The 20,914-nt window shown below is 56.1% G+C and carries 20 protein-coding genes; 17 read left to right on the forward strand and 3 right to left on the reverse strand.

Translation table 11 applies throughout. The features are described from left to right. The first annotated feature begins 10 nt into the window (after positions 1-10). The 13 genes from H5T73_10745 to H5T73_10805 all read left to right on the forward strand — a co-directional run bounded on the left by H5T73_10745 (position 11) and on the right by H5T73_10805 (position 15,985). On the forward strand, positions 11-1,075 hold the full coding sequence (locus tag H5T73_10745) for a polysaccharide biosynthesis protein (GenBank protein MBC7248237.1): 1,065 nt from the start codon (positions 11-13) through the stop codon (positions 1,073-1,075). Positions 1,076-1,092: 17 nt separating this feature from the next. After that, entirely contained in the window at positions 1,093-2,190 is a 1,098-nt protein-coding gene (locus tag H5T73_10750; protein ID MBC7248238.1) for an SDR family oxidoreductase, read from the forward strand. Between the two features lie 6 nt (positions 2,191-2,196). Continuing rightward, positions 2,197-3,318 (forward strand): UDP-N-acetylglucosamine 2-epimerase (non-hydrolyzing), encoded by a 1,122-nt coding sequence (wecB, locus tag H5T73_10755; GenBank protein ID MBC7248239.1) that lies wholly within the window; start codon positions 2,197-2,199, stop codon positions 3,316-3,318. 23 nt (positions 3,319-3,341) lie between these two features. Beyond that, entirely contained in the window at positions 3,342-4,577 is a 1,236-nt protein-coding gene (locus tag H5T73_10760; protein MBC7248240.1) for a glycosyltransferase family 4 protein, read from the forward strand. Between the two features lie 50 nt (positions 4,578-4,627). Further along, the gene (locus H5T73_10765; GenBank protein MBC7248241.1) at positions 4,628-5,608 is read left to right on the forward strand and encodes a GNAT family N-acetyltransferase; all 981 of its coding nucleotides are present in this window, start codon (positions 4,628-4,630) and stop codon (positions 5,606-5,608) included. After that, positions 5,598-6,284: a PIG-L family deacetylase gene (locus tag H5T73_10770; protein ID MBC7248242.1), complete on the forward strand. Its 687-nt coding sequence runs from the start codon at positions 5,598-5,600 to the stop codon at positions 6,282-6,284. Before H5T73_10765 ends, H5T73_10770 begins: the two co-directional genes overlap by 11 nt. Positions 6,285-6,288: 4 nt before the next feature. Beyond that, a complete protein-coding gene (locus H5T73_10775; protein MBC7248243.1) occupies positions 6,289-6,900 on the forward strand; it encodes a sugar transferase in 612 nt (203 codons plus the stop codon). A 21-nt stretch (positions 6,901-6,921) separates the two neighbouring features. Beyond that, entirely contained in the window at positions 6,922-7,143 is a 222-nt protein-coding gene (locus H5T73_10780) for a sugar transferase (GenBank protein ID MBC7248244.1), read from the forward strand. Beyond that, positions 7,143-8,156, forward strand: coding sequence for an ATP-grasp domain-containing protein (locus H5T73_10785; GenBank protein ID MBC7248245.1), 1,014 nt, complete (start codon positions 7,143-7,145; stop codon positions 8,154-8,156). The genes H5T73_10780 and H5T73_10785 overlap by 1 nt, the downstream gene beginning before the upstream one ends. A gap of 9 nt (positions 8,157-8,165) precedes the next feature. Continuing rightward, positions 8,166-8,837 (forward strand): HAD family hydrolase, encoded by a 672-nt coding sequence (locus H5T73_10790; protein MBC7248246.1) that lies wholly within the window; start codon positions 8,166-8,168, stop codon positions 8,835-8,837. Positions 8,838-9,003: 166 nt separating this feature from the next. After that, a complete protein-coding gene (locus H5T73_10795) occupies positions 9,004-10,038 on the forward strand; it encodes a DegT/DnrJ/EryC1/StrS family aminotransferase (protein MBC7248247.1) in 1,035 nt (344 codons plus the stop codon). Positions 10,039-10,228: 190 nt separating this feature from the next. After that, positions 10,229-12,172 (forward strand): polysaccharide biosynthesis protein, encoded by a 1,944-nt coding sequence (locus H5T73_10800; GenBank protein ID MBC7248248.1) that lies wholly within the window; start codon positions 10,229-10,231, stop codon positions 12,170-12,172. Between the two features lie 201 nt (positions 12,173-12,373). Further along, entirely contained in the window at positions 12,374-15,985 is a 3,612-nt protein-coding gene (locus H5T73_10805) for a hypothetical protein (GenBank protein MBC7248249.1), read from the forward strand. Between the two features lie 224 nt (positions 15,986-16,209). Here H5T73_10805 and H5T73_10810 read toward each other — a convergent pair whose 3' ends face one another. From H5T73_10810 to H5T73_10820, 3 genes are all read right to left on the reverse strand, one after another. Beyond that, positions 16,210-16,656 carry a hypothetical protein gene (locus H5T73_10810; GenBank protein ID MBC7248250.1) on the reverse strand — a complete coding sequence of 149 codons (447 nt, stop codon included), beginning with the start codon at positions 16,654-16,656 and terminating at the stop codon, positions 16,210-16,212. Beyond that, a complete protein-coding gene (locus H5T73_10815; protein MBC7248251.1) occupies positions 16,610-17,224 on the reverse strand; it encodes a nucleotidyltransferase domain-containing protein in 615 nt (204 codons plus the stop codon). Before H5T73_10815 ends, H5T73_10810 begins: the two co-directional genes overlap by 47 nt. 298 nt (positions 17,225-17,522) lie before the next feature. After that, positions 17,523-17,726, reverse strand: coding sequence for a hypothetical protein (locus H5T73_10820; GenBank protein MBC7248252.1), 204 nt, complete (start codon positions 17,724-17,726; stop codon positions 17,523-17,525). Between the two features lie 226 nt (positions 17,727-17,952). On the opposite strand from H5T73_10820, the gene H5T73_10825 reads away from it, so the two are divergent. The 4 genes from H5T73_10825 to H5T73_10840 all read left to right on the forward strand — a co-directional run. Then, positions 17,953-18,336, forward strand: a complete 384-nt coding sequence (locus H5T73_10825) for a HEPN domain-containing protein (GenBank protein ID MBC7248253.1) — start codon at positions 17,953-17,955, stop codon at positions 18,334-18,336. After that, entirely contained in the window at positions 18,294-18,725 is a 432-nt protein-coding gene (locus H5T73_10830; protein ID MBC7248254.1) for a nucleotidyltransferase domain-containing protein, read from the forward strand. The genes H5T73_10825 and H5T73_10830 overlap by 43 nt, the downstream gene beginning before the upstream one ends. Before the next feature lie 209 nt (positions 18,726-18,934). Next, positions 18,935-20,371 (forward strand): signal peptidase I, encoded by a 1,437-nt coding sequence (locus H5T73_10835; protein MBC7248255.1) that lies wholly within the window; start codon positions 18,935-18,937, stop codon positions 20,369-20,371. A gap of 142 nt (positions 20,372-20,513) precedes the next feature. Next, the coding region (locus tag H5T73_10840) for a helix-turn-helix domain containing protein (protein ID MBC7248256.1) at positions 20,514-20,914 on the forward strand (401 nt) is incomplete at its 3' end.

Below are 20,914 nucleotides of genomic sequence, written 5' to 3' on the forward strand. Positions count from 1 at the left end.
AACCAGAGAAATGATGAATGGCGGGAAAATAGTATTAATAACAGGTGGTACAGGATCTTTAGGGAGGGTAATAGTTTCAAGATTGTTAAAGGGGGAAAAACCGCCGAAAAAAATAATCGTCTTTTCGCGCGACGAAGCCAAGCAACACGAAATGAGATTGCATTATCTCAATACTGTTGCGGCAACCGATGAAGTTATATACAGCAACTTTAAACAATTGGTCGAATTCAGAATCGGTGATGTCAGGAACTACGCAGACGTGTGTTCGGCCTTGAAGGATGTAGATATCGTCATAAACGCCGCCGCATTAAAGCAAGTCCCCGTGTGTGAGTACTTTCCCATGCAGGCAATATTAACCAATTGCATGGGCGCCAACAACATAGTACGGGCAATAAGCGAGAACGATCTCCCAGTAGAGGTTGTCGTGGGGGTTAGCACGGATAAAGCAACCAAGCCCGTGAACGCGATGGGTATGAGCAAGGCGCTGCAAGAGAGGATATTCATCTCCGCGAATATCCTGAACCCAAAGACGCGCTTCGTATGCGTACGATATGGGAACGTGTTGGCTTCACGCGGTTCAGTCATACCCCTATTCCATTATCAGATCAAGAATGGTGGGCCTGTCACATTAACGGATCCCGAGATGACGCGATTCCTACTCAGCCTGGACCAAGCGGTCGATACTGTCTTTGCCGCTATCGAAAGCGCCTTACCTGGTGAGATATACGTGCCTGATGTTCCTTCGGTGAAAATCGAGAATGTGGCAAAGGCATTGATAGGGGATAGAAGAATTGATTTGCAATACATAGGGATAAGGCCTGGAGAGAAGATGCACGAGATCCTTATCTCGGAAGAGGAGATCCATCATACCATCAAGCGCGGAGACTTTTATGTTATAAGGCCGATGCTTCCCGAGTTGAGGGGCGAGGAAGAACCGTTCACCGGAGTGCTGGATAAAGAATTCAGTAGTGCAGATAATCTCCTGGATTACGAGGGGACCGTGGAGCTGCTTCGACGGAATAGGCTCATGATAGAGGACATCGACTTCTCGCAGGGCAGCGAGATCCTTCGTTAAAATAGAGGACCACCAAGTTGAGACTGGGAATCACCGGAGGCAGTGGGTTTATCGGCTGGCATCTGAGATGCCTCTTGCTGGAGAGGCCTGACCTGGAAGTCACGATTGCGAACGAAGGCGAATTCGCTTCCGTGGATAGCCTCATAGATTTCGTGAGACATTGCGACGCGATCATTCATCTTGCCGGCATGAACCGGGGAAACGAGGATGTAATTTATAGGACCAACGTAGAGCTGGCCCAAGCCCTAACAGATGCTTGCAGGAAAGCATCATCTTGCCCGCGAATCGTGTTCGCCAACTCTATCCAATCAGATTTAGACAACGCATATGGAAGATCGAAGAGAGATGCTTGGGAGGTGATCTCGCGATGGTCCTCAGAGTCTGGCTCTTCGTGCGTGAACGCTGTACTCCCAAACGTATTCGGGGAGCACGGGCGGCCTTTCTATAACTCCGTTGTGGCAACTTTCTGCTTTCAGCTTGCCAATGGCCAGGAACCAGAGATCATCGAGGATAGGGTCGTGCCGCTTATCCACGTCAGGGAGGTGGTTGAGCTACTCCTAAATGCCGCACTATGCGGAAATGCGGTTGAGCTAAGGCCCTGCGGCAGGGAAATCCGCGTAAGCGAACTTCTCGCAATGATTAAGGACCTCGATACCAATTATCGTATGGCTGTGATCCCGGACCTTTCGGACAGCTTCGTAAGGGATCTTTTCAACACCTACCGTTCCTTCTTGTTTCCAACCTTTTACCCCGTTTATCCCAAGATGAACAAGGACGATCGGGGCGAGCTCTTCGAGGCAGTGGTCACGCGTTCTGGAGGGCAGGCCTTTTTAAGCACCACCAAACCTGGCATCACCAGGGGCAACCACTACCATGTAAAAAAGTTTGAGCGCTTCCTGGTGGTGAAAGGGAAAGCGAGGATAAAGGTAAGAAGGCTGCTGTTCGAAGATGTTCATGAGTTCGTCCTTGATGGCGAGGTGCCCGGGTATGTGGACATCCCGACGCTGCACACTCACAATATAACCAACATAGGGGACGGCGAACTGATAACATTGTTCTGGGCAGATGAGATATTCGATTCAAGGGCTCCGGACACGTACGCGGAACAGGTATAGAGGAAAATGGGCAAGATTAAGGTCATGACCGTTGTGGGGACCAGGCCGGAGATAATCCGGCTCTCAAGGGTGATTTCCAAGCTGGAGGAGGAAACGGACCACGTGTTGGTCCACACCGGGCAGAATTATGCCTATGAGCTCAGCGGCGTCTTTTTCGAGGAACTGGGGATAAAACAACCAGATTACTACCTGGACGCAGCCGGAGAAACGGCGGCGCAAACGATTGGAGAGATCATCAAAAAGATTGACCCTGTACTGGAGAAGGAAGCACCTGAGGCATTTTTGGTCTTAGGGGACACCAACAGTTGCCTTTCGGTCATCCCGGCCAAGAGGAGGCATATCCCCATCTTCCACATGGAAGCTGGTAATCGCTGCTTCGACGAACGTGTTCCGGAAGAGATAAACCGCAAGATAGTTGACCACGTTGCCGATATTAACCTCCCTTACAGCGATATCGCGAGGGAATACCTATTAAGGGAAGGCTTGCCGCCCGACAGGATAATCAAGACGGGAAGCCCCATGCGTGAGGTGCTTGAATATTACGCCCCGAAGATCGAGGCTTCCGATATCCTTACAACGTTAGGGCTGGTTCCGTACGAATACTACTTGGTCAGCTCCCACAGGGAAGAAAACGTGGATTCCAGCGATAACCTGCAGAAGTTGTTGGAGATACTGTCAAGCCTGAGCAAACAATTCAATAAGAGGGTTATAGTTAGCACGCACCCCAGGACACGAAAGCGCTTGGAGGAATTCGGTGTATCTAGGATCGAAGGAATTGAATTCATGGAGCCCTTCGGCTATTTCGATTATGTGAAACTTCAACAGAACGCCATAGCCGTTCTTTCTGACAGTGGCACTATAACAGAGGAATCAGCCATTCTTAACTTTCCTGCTTTGAACATCCGTGAAGCGCATGAACGACCTGAAGGAATGGAAGAGGGTGCTGTGATGATGGTCGGGCTGGAAACTAAGAGGGTTATCCAAGCTCTCGAGATACTAAGCAAGCAGGGCAGAGGTGAAACGCGGACACTTCGCGAGGTGCCCGATTATCTCGCCGACAACGTCTCCGATAAGGTCTTGCGCATAATTGTAAGCTATACGGATTATATAGGACGCCGCTTAAGATAAGTATTAGAATATGATGCTAAGAAATGCGTGTACTTATACTCAGCCAGTGGTTTGATCCAGAGCCCTTTTTCAAAGGGCTTCCCTTTGCCAAGGCACTAAGGGATCTGGGCCATGATGTGCAGGTGCTCACGGGCTTTCCTAATTATCCAGGAGGGAAGGTCTATCCTCCCTATAAGATAAGACTATTTCAAAGGGAAGTAATGGAAGGGATACCTGTCACCAGGGTAGCCCTTTATCCAAGCCATGACAGATCTAGCCTGAAAAGAATTCTAAACTATACGAGCTTTGCCGTTTCCGCGGCATTGCTAGGCCCCTTGCTTATAAGGGATATTGATATCATTTACACCTACCATCCACCCGGGACGATAGGCTTGCCGGCATTAGTAATGAAGGCAGCGAAAAGAGCCCCTGTCGTATATGATATTCAGGATCTTTGGCCTGATTCCGTTAGGGCTTCGGGGATGTTGGATAATAAAGTAGCTTTATGGGTATTATCCAAATTGTGTGGCGTCGTTTATAGGTTTGTTGACAGAATCGTTGTATTGTCTCCAGGTTTCAAGGAAGAGCTCACGAAAAGGGGGGTAGCCCGCGAGAAGATAGAAATTATATACAACTGGTGTGACGAGCAAGCACTAGCCTCGGGTGACGAAGCAATTGACGAGGATACCAAAGAGATCTTCCGTGACAAATTCAACGTACTCTTTGCAGGGAACATGGGGAAAGGGCAAGGACTGGAGGCAGTGGTGGATGCAGCTGAGATATTAAGGGAAAGGCAGCCAAAGGTTCAGATCGTTCTTGTTGGGGATGGCACAGAGGCCGAGAAACTAAAAGAAAGGGCCCGGCAAAAGAAACTGGATAATATCGTGTTCCTTGGCAGAAAACCAGTTGATGAAATAGGTGGAATGTTAAGGCATGCCGATGTCCTACTTGTACACCTCAAGGATGACCCCCTATTTCGAATCACCATCCCGTCAAAGACTCAGGCTTATATGGCTATCGGGAAGCCGATACTCATGGGGGTTAAAGGTGATGCGTCAAGGTTGGTTCTTGATGCAGGTGCGGGAATAGTATGTGCACCAGGCGATTCTAGGTCGATTGCAGAAGGAATATCGTCCATGTACTTGATGGAAGAGCAAGACCTTAAGAATATGGGGGAAAGGGCAAGAGTATATTATTATGAGAACCTTTCCATATTTGCGGGTACAAGAAGCTTTGATAGATTATTTGCTAGTTTGCTTCAACAATATTGTGGGCATTAATAATACCAGCTCTTGTTGATACTAGGATGTAAGATGGCAGGTCTTTAATTATGGTGGTTCAGGAATATTCACATGGAGAAGAACTTCAAATACTAAATTTATTTAGAAGTGTATATAAGAAGGAAATGGGAATAGAATTTTGGAGATGGCGCTATGTTAACAATCCCTTCGGCAAAGGTATTATCCGGTTAATGTATGATAATGACTTTCTTGTTGGACATTATGGAGTAGTTCCCTTGCAATTGAGAATATCAGGGTCAGAAGTCAAGGCTGCGTTATCAATGACTACAATGGTGCATCCTGACTATCAAGGGAGAGGGATTTTCCCAAAATTAGCACTAGAAACTTATGAACAGTGTGAAAGAGAGGGTGTCAAAGTAGTTTTTGGCTTTCCAAACGAAAATAGTTATTCGGGATTTATAAGAAAGCTTGGATGGTTTGGTTTCGGCAAGATAAAAGCATGGCAGTTAAGCTACTCTGCAGAAACAGCTTATGCTGGATCAACTACAGCTTATAATGGATCCACTTATATTGTTGAGGAGATTGCGGATTTCGACAGCAGTTTCGACCAACTATGGGAAAAGGCAAGCCAAGATTACGAGTTTATCGTTCCTAGAACTTCAGGCTACTTAAACTGGCGGTATTTCCAGAAGCCAGGCAATGAATATCATGTAGTTGCGTTTAAGGGTTCATCAGGGGAATTAGATGGCTATGGGGTGTATAAGATATATCAAGACAAGGAAGAGAAGAAAGGTCACATAATCGACTTACTCTTTGCTAATGAGCAAGGAATCCCTGAGGCTATAGTCGATTACGGGTTAAGCTATTTTGCCAAAGGCAAAGTCGATACGGTAAGTTGCTGGATTCCGGAAATCTGCGGCATGGAAGATATTATGCTTAAAAAGGGATTTAAAAGAATAGAATGGAATTGTTATTTTGGGCTTAAATATTTTGACGATAATATGAACCAAAGGGCGATTACTGATTATAGGGATCTTTATATAACCATGGGGGATTCAGATGTTTTTTAATGAAAGAAGCGAAAAATGGAAAGTCGCTGTGGTTTCGGCGCATCCAGATGACGAAACGCTGGGAGCGGGTGGTACGCTGGCAAGACACGTTGCCTTTGGTGATGAAGTGCATTCATGTATCGTAACAGCGGGATATACGCCTGATTGGACAGAAACAGAAATAAAGAATGCGCGGCTTCAAGCAGAGAAAGCCATGAAGACACTCGGAGTGGCGAGCGTGAGGTTCCTAGGCTTTCCCACCGTCAAGCTGAATGCGGTGCCAGGGAAGGAACTCTGTGACAAGCTGCGAGAATTTATCGTAGATATTGAACCGGATATCATCTACGCCCCATTTCATGGTGATTTGAACAACGATCATCATATTGTGGCAAGAGCAACGGCAACGGCTGCGAGACCTGGCTCCCAAAAAAGAATAACAATGCTTTATTTTGAAACACTTTCCTCAACGGAATGGGGAAGGATGTTCCTGAATACAAGCTTTGTGCCGAATATATATGTTGATATAGGAATGACTATTGAAAAAAAGTTAGAGGCAGCAAGTTGTTACAGTTTGGAGATGAGAGAATACCCGCACCCCAGATCCATCGAGGGGATAAGACTTCTGGCGCAGTTGAGGGGCATGGAAGTCGGTCTAGAGTTGGCAGAGGCTTTCATGCTTGCCGTCCACCTTTCCTGATGTGATGAGCAGTAGAAAGCATCAGCAAACAATAAAAGAAGTACTGGATAGGATACTATCTCTTATAGCTCTTATCATACTTGCTATCCCAATGGGCATCATAGCTGTTTTGATAAGGTTGGAATCGCCGGGGCCGGCACTTTTCAAACAAGAAAGAGCTGGAAGGGACGGGAAGATTTTCATTCTCTATAAATTCAGAAGCATGAAGGGTAATGGCGGCCAGAACTATACCTTTCATGATGAAGAGCATATAACAACAGTAGGAAGATTGCTGAGGAAATGGCGCCTCGATGAATTACCGCAACTTATCAATGTTCTTAAAGGCGATATGAGCCTGGTGGGTCCGCGCCCAGCATTACCCTATCAAGTTGAAAGATATGATTCGGAACAAAAAAGGAGATTATGCGTGAAGCCAGGAGTTACTGGATGGTCTCAAATCCACGGTGACGAAGCTATAAGCTGGCCCGATCGCATCAAGCTGGATGTCTGGTATGTTGACCACTGGTCTTTGTGGCTCGATATCAAGATAATCTTGATGACACCAGGCGCCCTGCTCAGAATCAGGAAAATAAATGTTGAGAAAGGGCCGCCACCAGACGAGATCTCCTGTCTTTAAGATGGGCAAAGGAAGAGGAAAATGGTAAAACCTGAGATAAATGGTTGGGCGCAGGTGAATGGGAGAAACAAGCTGAGTTGGCCGGAAAGGATTGAATATGATGTTTGGTACGTGGAGAATTGGTCATTATTATTGGACTTAAGGATAATGCTCAAGACAATTCCAGCTTTGTTGAAGAAGGAATATGCATTTGCAAATGAAGATAATATTGAGGATGAAATAGTTAGGATAATTGATGAATAATGGAGGACTTAAGATTTATGAATATATTGTTTTCATCTTGTGGACGGAGGGTTGAATTAATTAGGTTTTTCAAAAGCGCGAAGGAAATTATTAGTAATGGCCATATCATAGGAATAGATGCAAATCCGCTTGCACCAGCTTTGCAAGTGGTGGACAAAGCATATCTTGCACCTAGGATAGCAGAAATAGATTACCTGCCTTTTATTAGGGATTTATGCGAAAAAGAAAAGGTTGACATTCTAATTCCCCTAATCGACACTGAATTACCTATTTATGCAAAAGAGATCGATGATTTCAAGGCAATCGGCGTTAGAATTCTTGTAAGTCCTGAGAGCGTGATAGAAATATGTTTTGATAAATTGAAAACAACGAGATATTTTAAAAGAATTAAACTTCCTCACCTTGTTACCTATGACGCGAACGATCATGGCTGGAAGCAGAAGGTGGAATTCCCGGCAATAATCAAACCGAAAAGAGGTTCAAGCAGTAAGGATGTCTATATAGTAAAATCTGAAGAGGAAGTAGATATATTCAGAAAGAGGATAGATAACCCAATCCTTCAAGAAATGGCAAAAGGGATGGAAATCACCCTTGATTGTTTATCTGATCTGTCCGGATGTCCGGTACGGATTTTCGCGCGTGAGAGGCTTGAGACAAGGGCAGGAGAATCCAGCAAAGGCAGAACTTTCAAGGATCGAGACTTATTTGATCTGGCGGAAAGGTTGCTAAACGAGCTTCGTGCAATAGGGCCAACAACTATACAATGCTTTAGGACAGAATCAGGATACCGTTTCACGGAGATAAATCCTCGCTTTGGAGGAGGATACCCACTTTCCCACCATGCAGGCGCCGATTATCCAAATTTAATCCTTAGGATGTGTAAAGGTGAGATCATCGGGAAAGATATTGGGAATTATGAAGAGGACATATATTTCTGCAGATATGATGAGGCGTTCTATTTGAAGAATGTAAAGAATGGAAAAAGCTTTATAAGAATAAATGATTATGATTAGGCGTGAGCTATGTTTACAACTGTAATATTTGATTTAGATGACACTTTGTATCCGGAATCGGAATATGTGCATAGTTGCTTTATGTCGGTTTCTTCATTGATAAGTAGGAAATATAAAATTGATGAAAGCATTATTTATCAAACATTGATGGCGACATTTGAAAGAGGGATTAGGGGAAGAAATTTTAATGTAACGCTTGATGAATTAAATTTGCCTTATGACGAGCTTTTTATTATGCAATTAGTAGAACATTATAGAGATCACACGCCCAATATCCATCTACCTGAATGCACAAAGAAGGTATTAGAAGCTTTAAAAAATAAGGTAAAGCTTGGAATATTGACAGATGGCTATTACAAATCCCAGAAACTTAAAATAGAGGCTTTAGGGCTAGCGGCTACGGCAGATGGTATTGAGTACACAGATAGGTGGGGCAGGGAAAATTGGAAACCGAATAAGAAGGGATACGTAAATATAACAAAGATATTAGGCGAAGTGCCAGAAAAATGTTGTTATGTTGGAGATAATCCTGAAAAGGATTTTAAAGGTGCGAAAGAATGCGGCATGTATTGTATACAGACTGTTGAATGGGTAAAGAGAGGTTATGAATCATTATCGATAGAATATCACCCGGACTTAGTAATCCAAAGAATTGATGAGTTAATGAAATATATTTGGTAAAAATTATTGGGACTTAAATTACAAAAGAGGTTAATGTGGCAAGCCGGTAGCTTTAACTAAGATGAATAACTTAGGGGAGCAAATGATTGATTTTCCAATTGCAAAACCGACACTGCCTCCGTGGGAGATTTTCAAGAAAGCAGTCCAATCTTTTTACGATACCGGATTGATAACCAACGGGTCGGTGGTGAGGCAGTTGGAGATAGCGGTACAGGATATCTTCAGGGTTTCCCACGCGGTGGCGGTGTCCAACTGCACCAGCGGGCTCATGCTCGCCTTGCGCTGCCTGGGGGTGGAGGGAAAGGTGGCCATACCATCCTTCACCTTCTTCGCCACAGCGCATGCGGTTCACTGGTGCGGGTTAGAGCCGGTTTTCGTGGACGTGGAAGAGGATACCTGGAGCATGTCGGCTGAAGCTCTTCGGCAGGCCGTGCAAGAGGTTGGGGGGATAACCGCCGTTATGCCGGTACATGTATTCGGCAACCCCTGTGACGTGGCAGCGATAGGGGAGGTGGCGAAGGGGCACGGACTCAAGGTTGTGTACGATGCGGCGCACGCCATGGGCTCCAGGGTGGGGGAAGACTGGGTAGGCGGGTTCGGGGACGTGGAGGTTTTTTCCTTGAGCCCCACCAAGATGGTGGTGGCCGGGGAAGGAGGCCTTATCGCTACCAACGACAAGGAGCTGGTGAAAAAGCTTGTCGCCGGGAGAGACTACGGGAATGCCGGGGATTATGACCCCGCTTTTGTGGGTCTGAACGCGCGCATGAGCGAGTTCCACGCAGCCCTGGCAGTGGAGAGCCTCAAGCTCATGGAGTTGAACGTGCGCAGACGCAATACCCTGGCGGAAAGGTACCGGGAGAACCTGAAAGATACCCCGGGCATCTATTTCCAAAGGGTAAGTGAAGGCAACAGGTCCACCTTCAAGGACTTCACCATCAGGGTGGTGGAGGAGGAGTTCGGCCTGAGCCGCGACAGGCTTGCGGACTTGCTTGCGGAGAAGGGGATAGATACCAGGAAATACTATTATCCACCGGTCCATCGCATCAAGGCATACTGGGAAGAATACGGGAAGAGGTACGAAAGCCGGTTGCCGGTGACCAACCGGCTGGCACGTGAGGCCCTCACCCTCCCCATATGGTCGCACATGCCGGAGGGCGTCGTGGACCTGGTCTCGGAGGAGATAATCAAGGCCCGCCGGTAAGGCGGGGTCGCTCAAGCCGCGGCTGCATGTGGCGAGAAGGCGCTGATGGGAAAACCGCGTCAAGGCTACCTTTCTAATCACCGATGTATTATCTTGGTGTTAAACGTTCTTGCTGGCCAGTGAGTATGCCGATGAGCGTTGCGTCAGGTAGGTCTTGATCGCCGGCGGGAAAGCGAGCTGAAGGGGTATCATGCAGAGTCTGCGCCGTTTCATATCTGGCAATCGCTACATCAAGCTGCTCCTGGATTTCCTCTCCGTATTCCTTGGCTTTTTCATTGGCCTCGCCCTCAGGTTCGAGTTCTCCTTGCCCGGTTTCCAGGCGGCCAAGCTGCTCCTGGCCATGCCCCTGATACTCCTGGTCTTCTACTTATTCAACTCCTTCATGGGGCTTTATGCCGGGCGGTGGAAGTACGCGAGCTTCGACGAGCTGTTAAACCTTTCCAGCGGCAGCTTCCTCGCCACCGGGGTCGTCTTCCTTGGGGCGCTGCTGATCCCGGGAGCCAGGTCCTACCTGCCCCTGTCCGTGTCGGTGATGGGCGGGGTGCTCTCCCTTTTCGACATGGCCTTCGTGCGCTTGCAGTACCGGTTGTACGGGGAGATGAACCTGCGGAGGGGCACGGCGAAGGGGAAGAAGGTGCTCCTGGTGGGCGCGGGCGAGGCGGGTGAGATGGTGGCGCGGGACATGCTGCGCCACCCGGAGTACGGCTATCAGCCGGTGGGCTTCGTGGACGACAACCCCGCCAAGCGCAGGCTGGTGCTGCAGGGGGTTCCCGTCGTGGGCGGAAGGGAGGACATCCCCCGGCTCGTGGACGAGCTCGGGGCGGAGGAGATATTCGTCACCATCCCCTCGCTCTCCGGCGAGCGGCTCCGCGAGATCCTCTCCTTCTGCGAGAAGGCGGGGGCCAGGACGAAGATACTCCCCGGCATTGTGCGGACCATGGCCGGCGAGGTGGGGGTGTCCTCGGTGAGGGACATCCAGCTCGAGGACCTCCTGGGGAGGGAGCCGGTGGAGACGGACCTCTCCTCCATATCCTCCTACGTGAGCAACAAGGTGGTGCTGGTGACCGGGGCCGGGGGCTCCATCGGCTCCGAGCTCTCCATGCAGTTGGCGGGCCTGGGCCCCAAGCTGCTCATCCTCCTGGACAACGACGAGACCAGCCTCTACGAGCTGGAGATGCGGCTGGTCAGGGCATTCACCTCCTGCCCCTTCCATCCCGTGGTGGCCGACATCCGGGACGCCGAGCGCATCCGCTCCGTGTTCGCGAGGTACCGGCCCCAGGTGGTCTTCCACAGCGCGGCCCTGAAGCACGTCCCCATGATGGAGTACCATCCCGCGGAGGCGGTCAAGAACAACGTCATGGGCACCCGGGTGGTGGCCGACGCCTCCCTGGAACACGGCGCCGAGCGCTTCATCCTCATCTCCACGGATAAAGCGGTGCACCCCGTGAACGTCATGGGGGCCAGCAAGCGCATAGCGGAGCTGCTGGTCAAGAGGAGGCAGGGCAGGGCAGGCCGGGATGGGACCATGTTCACCGCCGTGCGCTTCGGGAACGTGCTGGGCTCGCGCGGCAGCGTGGTGCCCACCTTCCAGAGGCAGATAGAGGAAGGGGGCCCGGTGCTCATCACCCACCCGGAAATCACGCGCTACTTCATGACCATAGAGGAGGCGGCGCAGTTGGTCATCCAGGCGGGGGCCTTCACCCGGGGCGGCGACGTGTTCATCCTCGACATGGGGGAGCCGGTGCGCATCGTCGACCTGGCGCGGGAGATGATCCGCCTCTCCGGGAAGGAAGGCGAGATAGAGATAAGGACCACGGGGCTGCGTCCCGGGGAGAAACTGCGCGAGGCGCTGACCTTCGAGGAGGAGGAGATGGTGAGGACCCCGCACCCCAAGATACACAAGGCCCTGCACGAGCCGGAGCTGCCGGAGGATTTCGGGGAGCGGGTCGACGCGCTGGTGGAGGCGGCGCTGCGGGACGACGAGGAGCGGGTGCGGGCGCTGCTCGCGGAGCTGGTCCCGAGCTACGAGGCGAGGGTGCCCCGCGGGAGGCTCTGGGTGGAAGGCGGGGGGGAGAGGGCCACGGGGGATGGGGTCACGTCTAAGATCTTCGGTCGCGACGCCGAATCGGGATAAGAATCGGGATAAAGAGCCTTCAGGTTCAACCGGTTACTTAAAACCACGAGAGAAGGGAACGAGGGCGACCTGGAGCTTATCGCGGAAGCGGGCGGACGCGAGGACCCGGAGGCGGGATCGGACGTCCGCTGCGGCCGCGAGGGGCATCACGTGCACTCTCGCTCCACGATGACCGGACCGTTGAAGGGAGGAGGGATGCGCGTGATGCACGCAAGGACCGGGGCCACCTTTACCGCCGTTTTATGTTTTGCGCTCACCTTCGGCACCGCTTTCGGCGCGCAAGTAGCCTTACCGCACGTGGCCTTACCCTCGATCACGTCGGGAGGGTACGCGGATGCGCACGCGGAGGGGGAGGGGCAGGCGCCCTGCCCCGACTTCTTTTTCCAGGACCCCTTGCCCGTGGAGGACTGGCCGGTGCTCGCCGCGGCCGATTCCCGCACCGCCTGGGCGGTCACCAACGGCGGGTTGGTGATCAAGTCAGAGGATGGAGAGACGTGGGACTACCAGTGGAGCGATCTCCAGGCGGGGCCGGACACGCCGCCGCTGCGCGACGTGTGCGCCGTGAGCCCGCAGGTGGCATGGGCGTGCGGGGACGGCGGCTCCGTCCTGGTGACCGCCGACGGCGGCGAGACCTGGGACGTGAGGTCGCTCTCCGTCCCCGACCCGCCGTCCCACCTCTACGGGATATCCGCCATCGATGACGAGGTGGCCTGGGTGGTGGGAGACTGGGGAAGCGTCTTCCGCACAATTGACGGGGGCCTCAACTGGGCTTCATGCCCGCTGCCCGACCCGTACAGCCTTTACGGCGTGTCGGCCCTGGGCGGGCTGGAAGCCTGGGTCTGCGGGGACGGCGGGCTGGTGGCGGTTACCGCGGACGGCGGCGCCTCCTGGCAGAGAAAGGACCCCGGCACGGGCCGCGTCTCCGCCATGCAGCGCATCCGGGCCTTCGACGCGCAGAGGGTCCACGTCATCGGCAACAGCGGCTGCTTCTTCTCCACCTCCGACGGCGGGGACGACTGGGATCTCTATGACCACGGCGAGGACATCTACCTCTTCGGGATGTCGTTCGCCGACGCGCAGCACGGGTGGATCTCGGGGACGGACGATTACCAGGACGGGTTCATGGCCGTGACCGCCGACGGCGGCGAAAGCTGGACGCCGGTTTCCACCCCGCTCCTCGCCGGCGAGAGGAACGTCACCTCCATCGCCCTCGCGGACGGGGACACCGTGTGGTCCTGCACCGTGGACGGGGCGCTGCTGCGGAGCGACGACGGGGGAGGCCGCTGGAAGCGCTCCGATACCGTTTTCACCCGGGAGACCCTGTTTGACGTCTGCGCCATCGATGCCCGTTCGGCCTGGATGGTGGGAAGCGGCGGGACGGTGCTGAGGACCTTCAACGGCGGCATGACCTGGGTGGAGCAGTACCGCGACGATTCCCTGGAGCTGAACCACATCGACGCGTGCGGTTCCTCCACCGCCTGGGCGGCCGGATACGGGGGGGCGGTCATCAGGACGGAAGATTACGGCGCGCACTGGACGCTGTTGGACACGGGCACCTCCGCCTTGTTTGACCACGTGGCCGCCGTGGGGCCCCGCGAGGCCTGGGTCAGCGGCATGGAGGACGGGGACGGCATCCTGCTCCATACCGCGGATGCTGGTAAATCCTGGCAGAGGGTGGTGGAATTGCCGGGCTGCCCGCTTTCCGCCGTCTGCGCCCTGGGCCCGCGGGACGTCTGGTTCGGCTCCGTGGAGGAAGGCGAGGCCCGCGTGTACCGCACGGAGGACGGCGGCTCATCCTGGCGGAAAGGCGTCCTCGCCGTCCCCGCTCCCGAGCTGGAGCCGGTAGCCGTGGCCCGGATCCACCCCGTGGACGAGAACCTCTGCCTGGCGCTGGCGGTGATGCAGTTTGGGCCGAATACCGTGGTGCTCATGTACCGCACGGAGGACGGCGGCACCTCCTGGGCGCAGGTGACGGGGACGCAGTTCAGGGGCGGCGGACTTTTCAACATCGCCACCGTGGACGGGACGGACATCTGGGCCTGCGGAGCGGTCGCCCTTCCCTACACCGAGCCCACCACCGTCTTTCACAGCGATGACGGGGGCGACACCTGGTTGAACGGGAAGAATTTCCATAGAACGGTGCTCTTCGACATCGACACCGCCGACGGCAGGGCCACCTGGACCGCCGGCTACATCAGCGCCATACAGCGCAGCGTCTGCCCCTCCCTTTTCTCCGTGTCGCCGGACCAGGCGCCCAACACCGGGAGCGTGGAGATCACCGACCTGGCCGGCTCCTACTTCTGGGAGGGCATGGAGGTGTGGCTGGAAAAAGATGGAAACAGGATAGACGCCTCCTCCGTGGAGGTGCTCTCTCCCTACCGGGCCACCTGCCGCTTCGAGCTCGCCGGGGCGGAGGCTGGGACCTACGACGTGGTGGCCCGCAACGCCAACGGGCTCGAGGACAGGCTGCCCGGCGGCTTCACCGTGACCTCCCAGACCAGGTGGTACCTGCCCGAGGGCTCCACGGGGGGCGACGCCAGGGGCTCCTTCGAGACGTGGATCGTGGTGGAGAACCCCAACGCCGGCCCGGCCGAAGTGGCGCTGACCTACATGACGCCGCAGGGCGAGGTGAGCGGTCCCCGCGCGAGGGTGGCGGGGATGAGCCGTCTCACGGTCAACGTCGGGGAGGCCCTCCCCGGCGAGTGGAGCGTCGCCACCATGGTCACCTCCGACTTGCCCGTGACGGCGGCCCGGGCGACCTACTGGTCCGCCCCGGGGGCACGGCGCATGTGCGCCCACGGCTCCATCGGGACCTCCGCCCTTTCCAGGGATTGGTACCTGGCCGAGGGCTCCACGGGGGGCAACGCCACGGGTTCCTTCGAGACGTGGATTACCGTTCAGAACCCGGGGGACGTCCCGGCGCATGTAGGGATGACCTACCTCACCCCGGGCGGGCCCGTCGCGGGACCGCGGCTTTCCATCTCCCCGCGCAGCCGGGCGAACCTCGACGTGGGGGACACCGTGCCCGGCGAGTGGAGCGTTTCCACCCTCCTTTCCAGCGACGTGCCGGTGGCCGCCGAGAGGTCCACCTACTGGACTGGAAATTCCTTCCGCCAGGCGGGCACCGCCTCCCTCGGGGCCACGGGGGCCTCGCGCCGCTGGTACCTGGCGGAAGGGTCCACGGGGGGCGGCGCGGAGGGCGGCTTCGAGACCTGGATCGTCCTCGCCAACCCCTACGAGCAGGTCGTGCAGGCGCGCCTCGACTTCTGCCTGCCCGAGGGGCGCCGGCCGGGGCCCGAGATCACCATCGCCCCCTTGAGCAGGGTTTCGATCAACGTGGCGGACACGCTGCCGGGACGCTACGAGGTGGCGACCGAGGTGACGGCGGACGGCCCCGTGGTGGCGGAGAGGGCCGTCTACTGGAATTCCGCCGCCGAGCGTCGCCAGGCGGCCCAGTCCTCCCTGGGGGCCATGTCCCCGAGCCGGGAATGGACCCTGCCAGAGGGCTCCACGGGGCGCGACGCCACGGGCTCCTTCGAGACCTGGCTCACCGTCCAGAACCCGGGGGACGTCCCGGCGCGGGTCGGGGTGACCTATCTCACCCCGGGCGGGCCCGTGGACGGGCCCTCCCTCGTCGTGGGCCCGCACGGCCGCCGCAGCGTGCCGGTCTCCGACACCGTCCCCGGCGAGTGGAGCGTTTCCGCCCGGGTGGCCTCGGACCTCCCCGTGACCGCCGAGTGGGCCGTGTACTGGAACGCCGCCTCCCGGCCCCGCCTCGGCGCCCAGTCCTCCGTGGGCGTCCCGTGGCGGTGAATCGCAGGAATCGCGGGGTCACATCTTCGATCTTCGGTCGCGACGCCGGATCGGGATCGAGAGCCATCGGGGCGAGCAACCGGGGACATCGAGGACCGAAGACGTGACCCCATTAAGATGACCCCATCAAGAAGCCAGGCGCGCATCGCCACCCGCTTGCGAGTGCCGGGGGAACGTCCGGTCGCGTGAACCCGGGGCGGGAACAGGCCGGAGATCGAAAACCCTTAACCCAGGAGCTTCGAGTAGCTCCGTGGGAGCAGATAGATTATCTCTTCGATAAAATTGCGGGCGAATTCGAGGATGTGCTCAACCTCCTTGCGGGAGACCATGCCCCTCGTCCCGTAAACGGCCCGGTTTCTTTTCTGGCGCATTTTCTGCACCCGGTCCATCTCGCTTCTTAGCTCGTCAGGCAGAGCCTCTGCCATGAACCTGAAGACGTTCATGTGCTTGCCTTCACCCCTTGGCCTGTACCCAAGGAAGTTCATGTAGGCGATGGAGGCCTGGAGGATGCCGTTGTAGGCGATGTTGAAGGCCCAGTCCCGGTCGATCGGAGCCACGTCAGCCGACACGGCGAGGTCACGTCTTGCCACGCGCAGGCGCTCGACGATCTCTTCTCGCCCCACGTCAGCGGGTTCGATGGCCCTTTGCCTCAATAAGTCCTCGTAGGGCATTCTCGTCTCCGATGACGAATATCTTTGGGCCTCTCATTATGTCGGCAACGAAGGAGTCCTTCCTCTTGACCCGCTGCCTCCATTCGGGCGGGTCGAAGACGGTGTAGCTGACCTCACGGCCCAGGAACTCCTCGCAGGCGGCGGCGGCGGCATGGATAGCGTCTATTTCCGCCTCGCCGATAACCATCAGGTCTATGTCCGAGCGCGCGTCCTCGAGGTTCTTCGCCACCGAGCCGTAGATGAAGGCGGCTAAGATCCCCTCCACCCCCTCGAGGCCTTGCCTGAGGATGTCTCCCAGGCCCACGGTCTTCATCACCATCGCCTTCAGCTCCGGATAGAGGAGGAAATCCTGGTTGACCCAGTAGAACTTGACGTTTGCCTCCCTCTTGCTTTGCAGGAAGCCGCAGCCCTCCAGCCTCTTGAGCTCCCGCTGGATGGAGGGCGGATTCGCGGCCAGGATTCTTATCAGCTCGTTGTAGTGTGTCCGCTCGCCCGCATGGGTGACGAACCAGGTGATCAACTCGACCCTTGCCTTTGATGTGATGAGGGTAGAAAGCATCTCCCTCACGCCCCTTTCTACGGTTCAACTCGTCACTCGCATTGTCGTCCAGTATAATAATTATACTGATTAGTACATATAATAATATTAAATTTATATAAGATGTCAAGAATGATCGGGGATCAAATCTTCGATGGCGGGTCGCAGGAATCGCATGGCCACATCTTCGATATTCGGTCGCGACGCTGAATCAGGGAAAAAGCCATCGGGGTGAATTCCTCGGCCCGGCCGGCACGGTCGTTTACACGTGCAACCAGTTGCTGTATCTCGCTATTCGCGCGCCGACATCACTACCGATGTCCTCGCGTCACGCTGTGGGGTCGATCTGTTGCAGGGCACCGGGCGTGCCATCCTCGCGCAGGTAAAAGCCACTCGAGCGGATGAGGCCCAGCACTTCGTTGTCCGGACGCGTGAGGGCGAAGGGGGTGGTTTTTCCCAGGAAAAGGGCGCCGATGCCCGCTTCCCGCAGGATGAGCAGGCGGTCTTCCTTTTTGAATTGATGGTCGTCCATCTTTAGGTATGCGCCGATTCCGGCCCTTTTGGGTGCGAGGCCTTGGGAGGGGTCTGTGGGGGAGGACGATGACCTCGTGGACCTCATGGAGGAGTGGCGGGTGCCGCGGAGGTCGATGCTCCCGCGAGCCGCGGGGCGCAGGATGATCGTATGGGGCCTGACCGATTGATATAATTGATGCGAGGCGGAAACCGATTATACGGGATGGGGGAGGCGGGAAGAGGAAATGCGTTCGGAAATCGCCTGGTGGCTGGAGGCATCGGAAAGGGACCGGGAAATGGCGATTTCCCTGGCCAGGGAAGGCCTTTACGAGGGAGCCGCCTTTCACCTGCAGCAATCCGCGGGAAAAGCGCTCAAGGCCTTGCTTCTTCGCAGCGGGAGGGAAACGCGGACTCACTCCTGCGTGCAGATGGAGAAGATGCTCGGCTCGGCGGGCATCGACACGTCAGGCATCGCCGGGGATTGCAAAAAGCTCGACGGTCATTACATCATGTCGCGTTACCCCATTGGCGTGGGCGGGCCTCCGAAGGATTACTACAGCGAGGACATCATCGAGGGATTGCGGGCATGCCAGGAAAGGATAGCGGAATTCGTGCGCAGGCATCTGTAGACGCCGCGACCGTAGCCGCGTTCGCCGAGGCGCTGCGGAAGGCGGTGAGGCTGTCCTCGATGGTCGTTTTCGGTTCCAGGGCGACCGGGGATAACCTTGAGGACAGCGACTACGACATTCTCGTGCTCTCGCCTGACTTCGAGCGTTACGACCGCGTGGAGCGCATCGTGTTCCTGCTGGAATCCTGGCCGGGAGCGGTGTGTCTCGAGCCGGTGGCCATGACCCCCGACGAGTTCGAGGCGGCGGATGGGGCCCTGGTGTGGGACATCCTCGACGAGGGCCTGGTCATCGTGGACGACGGCACCTTCGAGAGGAAGCGCTTCCGGCACCTGGAGCGGGTGGGATCGGGCGAGCTCCGCAAGGAAGAGGGGTTCTGGGTCTTCTCTTGAAACCGATCTGGAGGGTCGAAGCTCGAGGATGTGACCCCGCTCTGTGTGACGCGTGACGCCACTCCGCGTGACCACACTCCGCGTGACGCCATTCCGCGTGACCACACTCCGCGTGACGCCATTCTGTTATAATCTGTCCGAGGGCTATGCGCGAGGCAGGCGCGAGGAAATCCCACGAGGGAATCACATGAGCGGGGTAGATAACTCCCATGAACGGCTCGGATAACTATTTTACCGAGGAATTAAGGGCGCATTTCGCGGAGCAGGGAAAGACGCTCTCCGCGAGGGTTGCAGGCGTGCTCTCCAAGGCCCCGCTCTATTTCACGTCCCGGGACCGGGAGGATTACGAGGCGCTGGTCGCGCCGGCCAGGGGGTTCATCAAGCAGGCCCTCCGCGAGAGGCTGGAGGGGGACGAACAGCGGCGCCGGGAATGGGCCGCGAACTTCCCGCTCTGTTCCCACACGGTGATAGGGAACATCGTCGCGGAGGTGCTCGCGGAGGCGGATCCGTCAGCGGTGAAGACGGTGGCACCGCAGGCGACGCCGGGAAGCCATGGTGCGCCGGGAAGCCGTGGTGCGCCGGTTGGCGCGGGCTTCGGTGAGATCGTGGGTCCCTTGGGAAAAGGCGGTGGAAAAAACGTGAGTATGGAAGAAGAAGTGCGCACGGGAGAGGACGTGGATACGGAGAGAAGCGGGACCCCGGAAGCCGGTGGTCCTACGGAGGATCAGGCGGACCCGGAGGTTGGCGCGGGCTTCGAGGCGCCCCGGAACGGCGACGGCGGCCTGTCGGGAGAGGGCGCGGAAAAAACCGGTGGGACTGAGGAGGCGGGCGGGAAGGAGCAAGCCGGCGTTAAAGCGGAAGCGGGAGGTGAAGAGGAAGCGGGTGGTGAAGAGGGAGCGGGAGGAAGCGGGGAAGCGGAAGCGGCCGGGTCGCCTGAGGGAGCTGCGGAAGCGGCGGGGAGCGCGGAAAAAACCGGCGGGGCCGGTGCCTTGAAGGGCGCCGTCGTGGCGGGACGGGCAAAAGCCGCGGTGGTGCCGGAGGCCCGCAGGGGGCGAAAAAAGCCGCGCGGAGAAAGCGATCCCCGTTCCCCGCTGAGAAAGGCGTTGCGCGTGCTGGAATGGGTGGCCACCGTCCTCCTAGCGCTCATCATCCTGGCGGCCGCCTTCCTCATGCTCGCCCCCCGTTTCGGCATGAGCGCCCACCCGGTGCTCTCGGGGTCCATGGAGCCCGCCCTGAAGGTGGGCGGGATGGTCGTCTGCAGGAAGATCCCCGTCGAAGAGGTGAAGGTGGGTGACATCATCGGCTTCAACTCGCCCGGCGGGGACAAGGTCACCCACCGCGTCATCGACGTCGTAGAGCAGGACGGCAAGCGGTGGTTCCGGACCAAGGGAGACGCCAACGAGGACCCCGACCCGGACCTGGTGGCCATCAGCGGGGAGAAGGTGGACAAGGTGGTCTTTCACCTGCCTTACCTGGGTTTCGTATCGCGCTTCATGCAGTCCCGGCTGGCCTTCCTGGTCTTCATCTGCGCGCCCACCCTCATCCTGCTGATCCTTTTCGGGAGGGACCTGTGGGTGGCCGTCGCGGAATTCAGGAAAGGCGGGAAAGGAGCATGTGCCGGAAAAAGCCCGGGCGATGGTGGATGAAAAGACGCCTGCTCGGGCATGAAATGGCGCCGTGCTGAGCGAAAAGCCCGAGAGGGGAAGGGGGTGCCCGGGTTCAGAAACATGGTGGACACCCCCTATACTTGCTTTGTGTAAAAAAGAAGCAGAGCAAGGAGGTGTCCAAATGAAGGGTTCAGTTGGAACCACTACTAGTATCTACCACACCAGGCTTCCCCATCAATGGGAGTTGGAGAGAATGATGGGCGAGGTCCTCTCCAGGGAGGCCAGAAGGAGGCTGCGCTGGATAGAGCACTTTCGCAGCTGCGGAAATGCCAGGATGACCTGCCGCCACTTCGCCATCTCCCCCACCACCTTCTACAAGTGGCTGAAGAGGTACCTGAAACGGGGGCTCAGGGGACTGGAGGACCTCCCCCGCACCCCGAAAAGGAAAAGGGTCTCGGAGATCCCCTGGCAGACGATCCAGCTCATCTGCGACTTAAGGAGAGAGCACCCCGCCTGGTCCAAGCACAAGATAGCGGTGATCCTCAAGAGGGACTACGGCATCCGCCTTTCTTCCTCCAGCGT

Source organism: Actinomycetota bacterium, from assembly GCA_014360655.1.
In the GTDB taxonomy this organism is placed as follows: Bacteria; Actinomycetota; Geothermincolia; order Geothermincolales; family RBG-13-55-18; genus JACIXC01.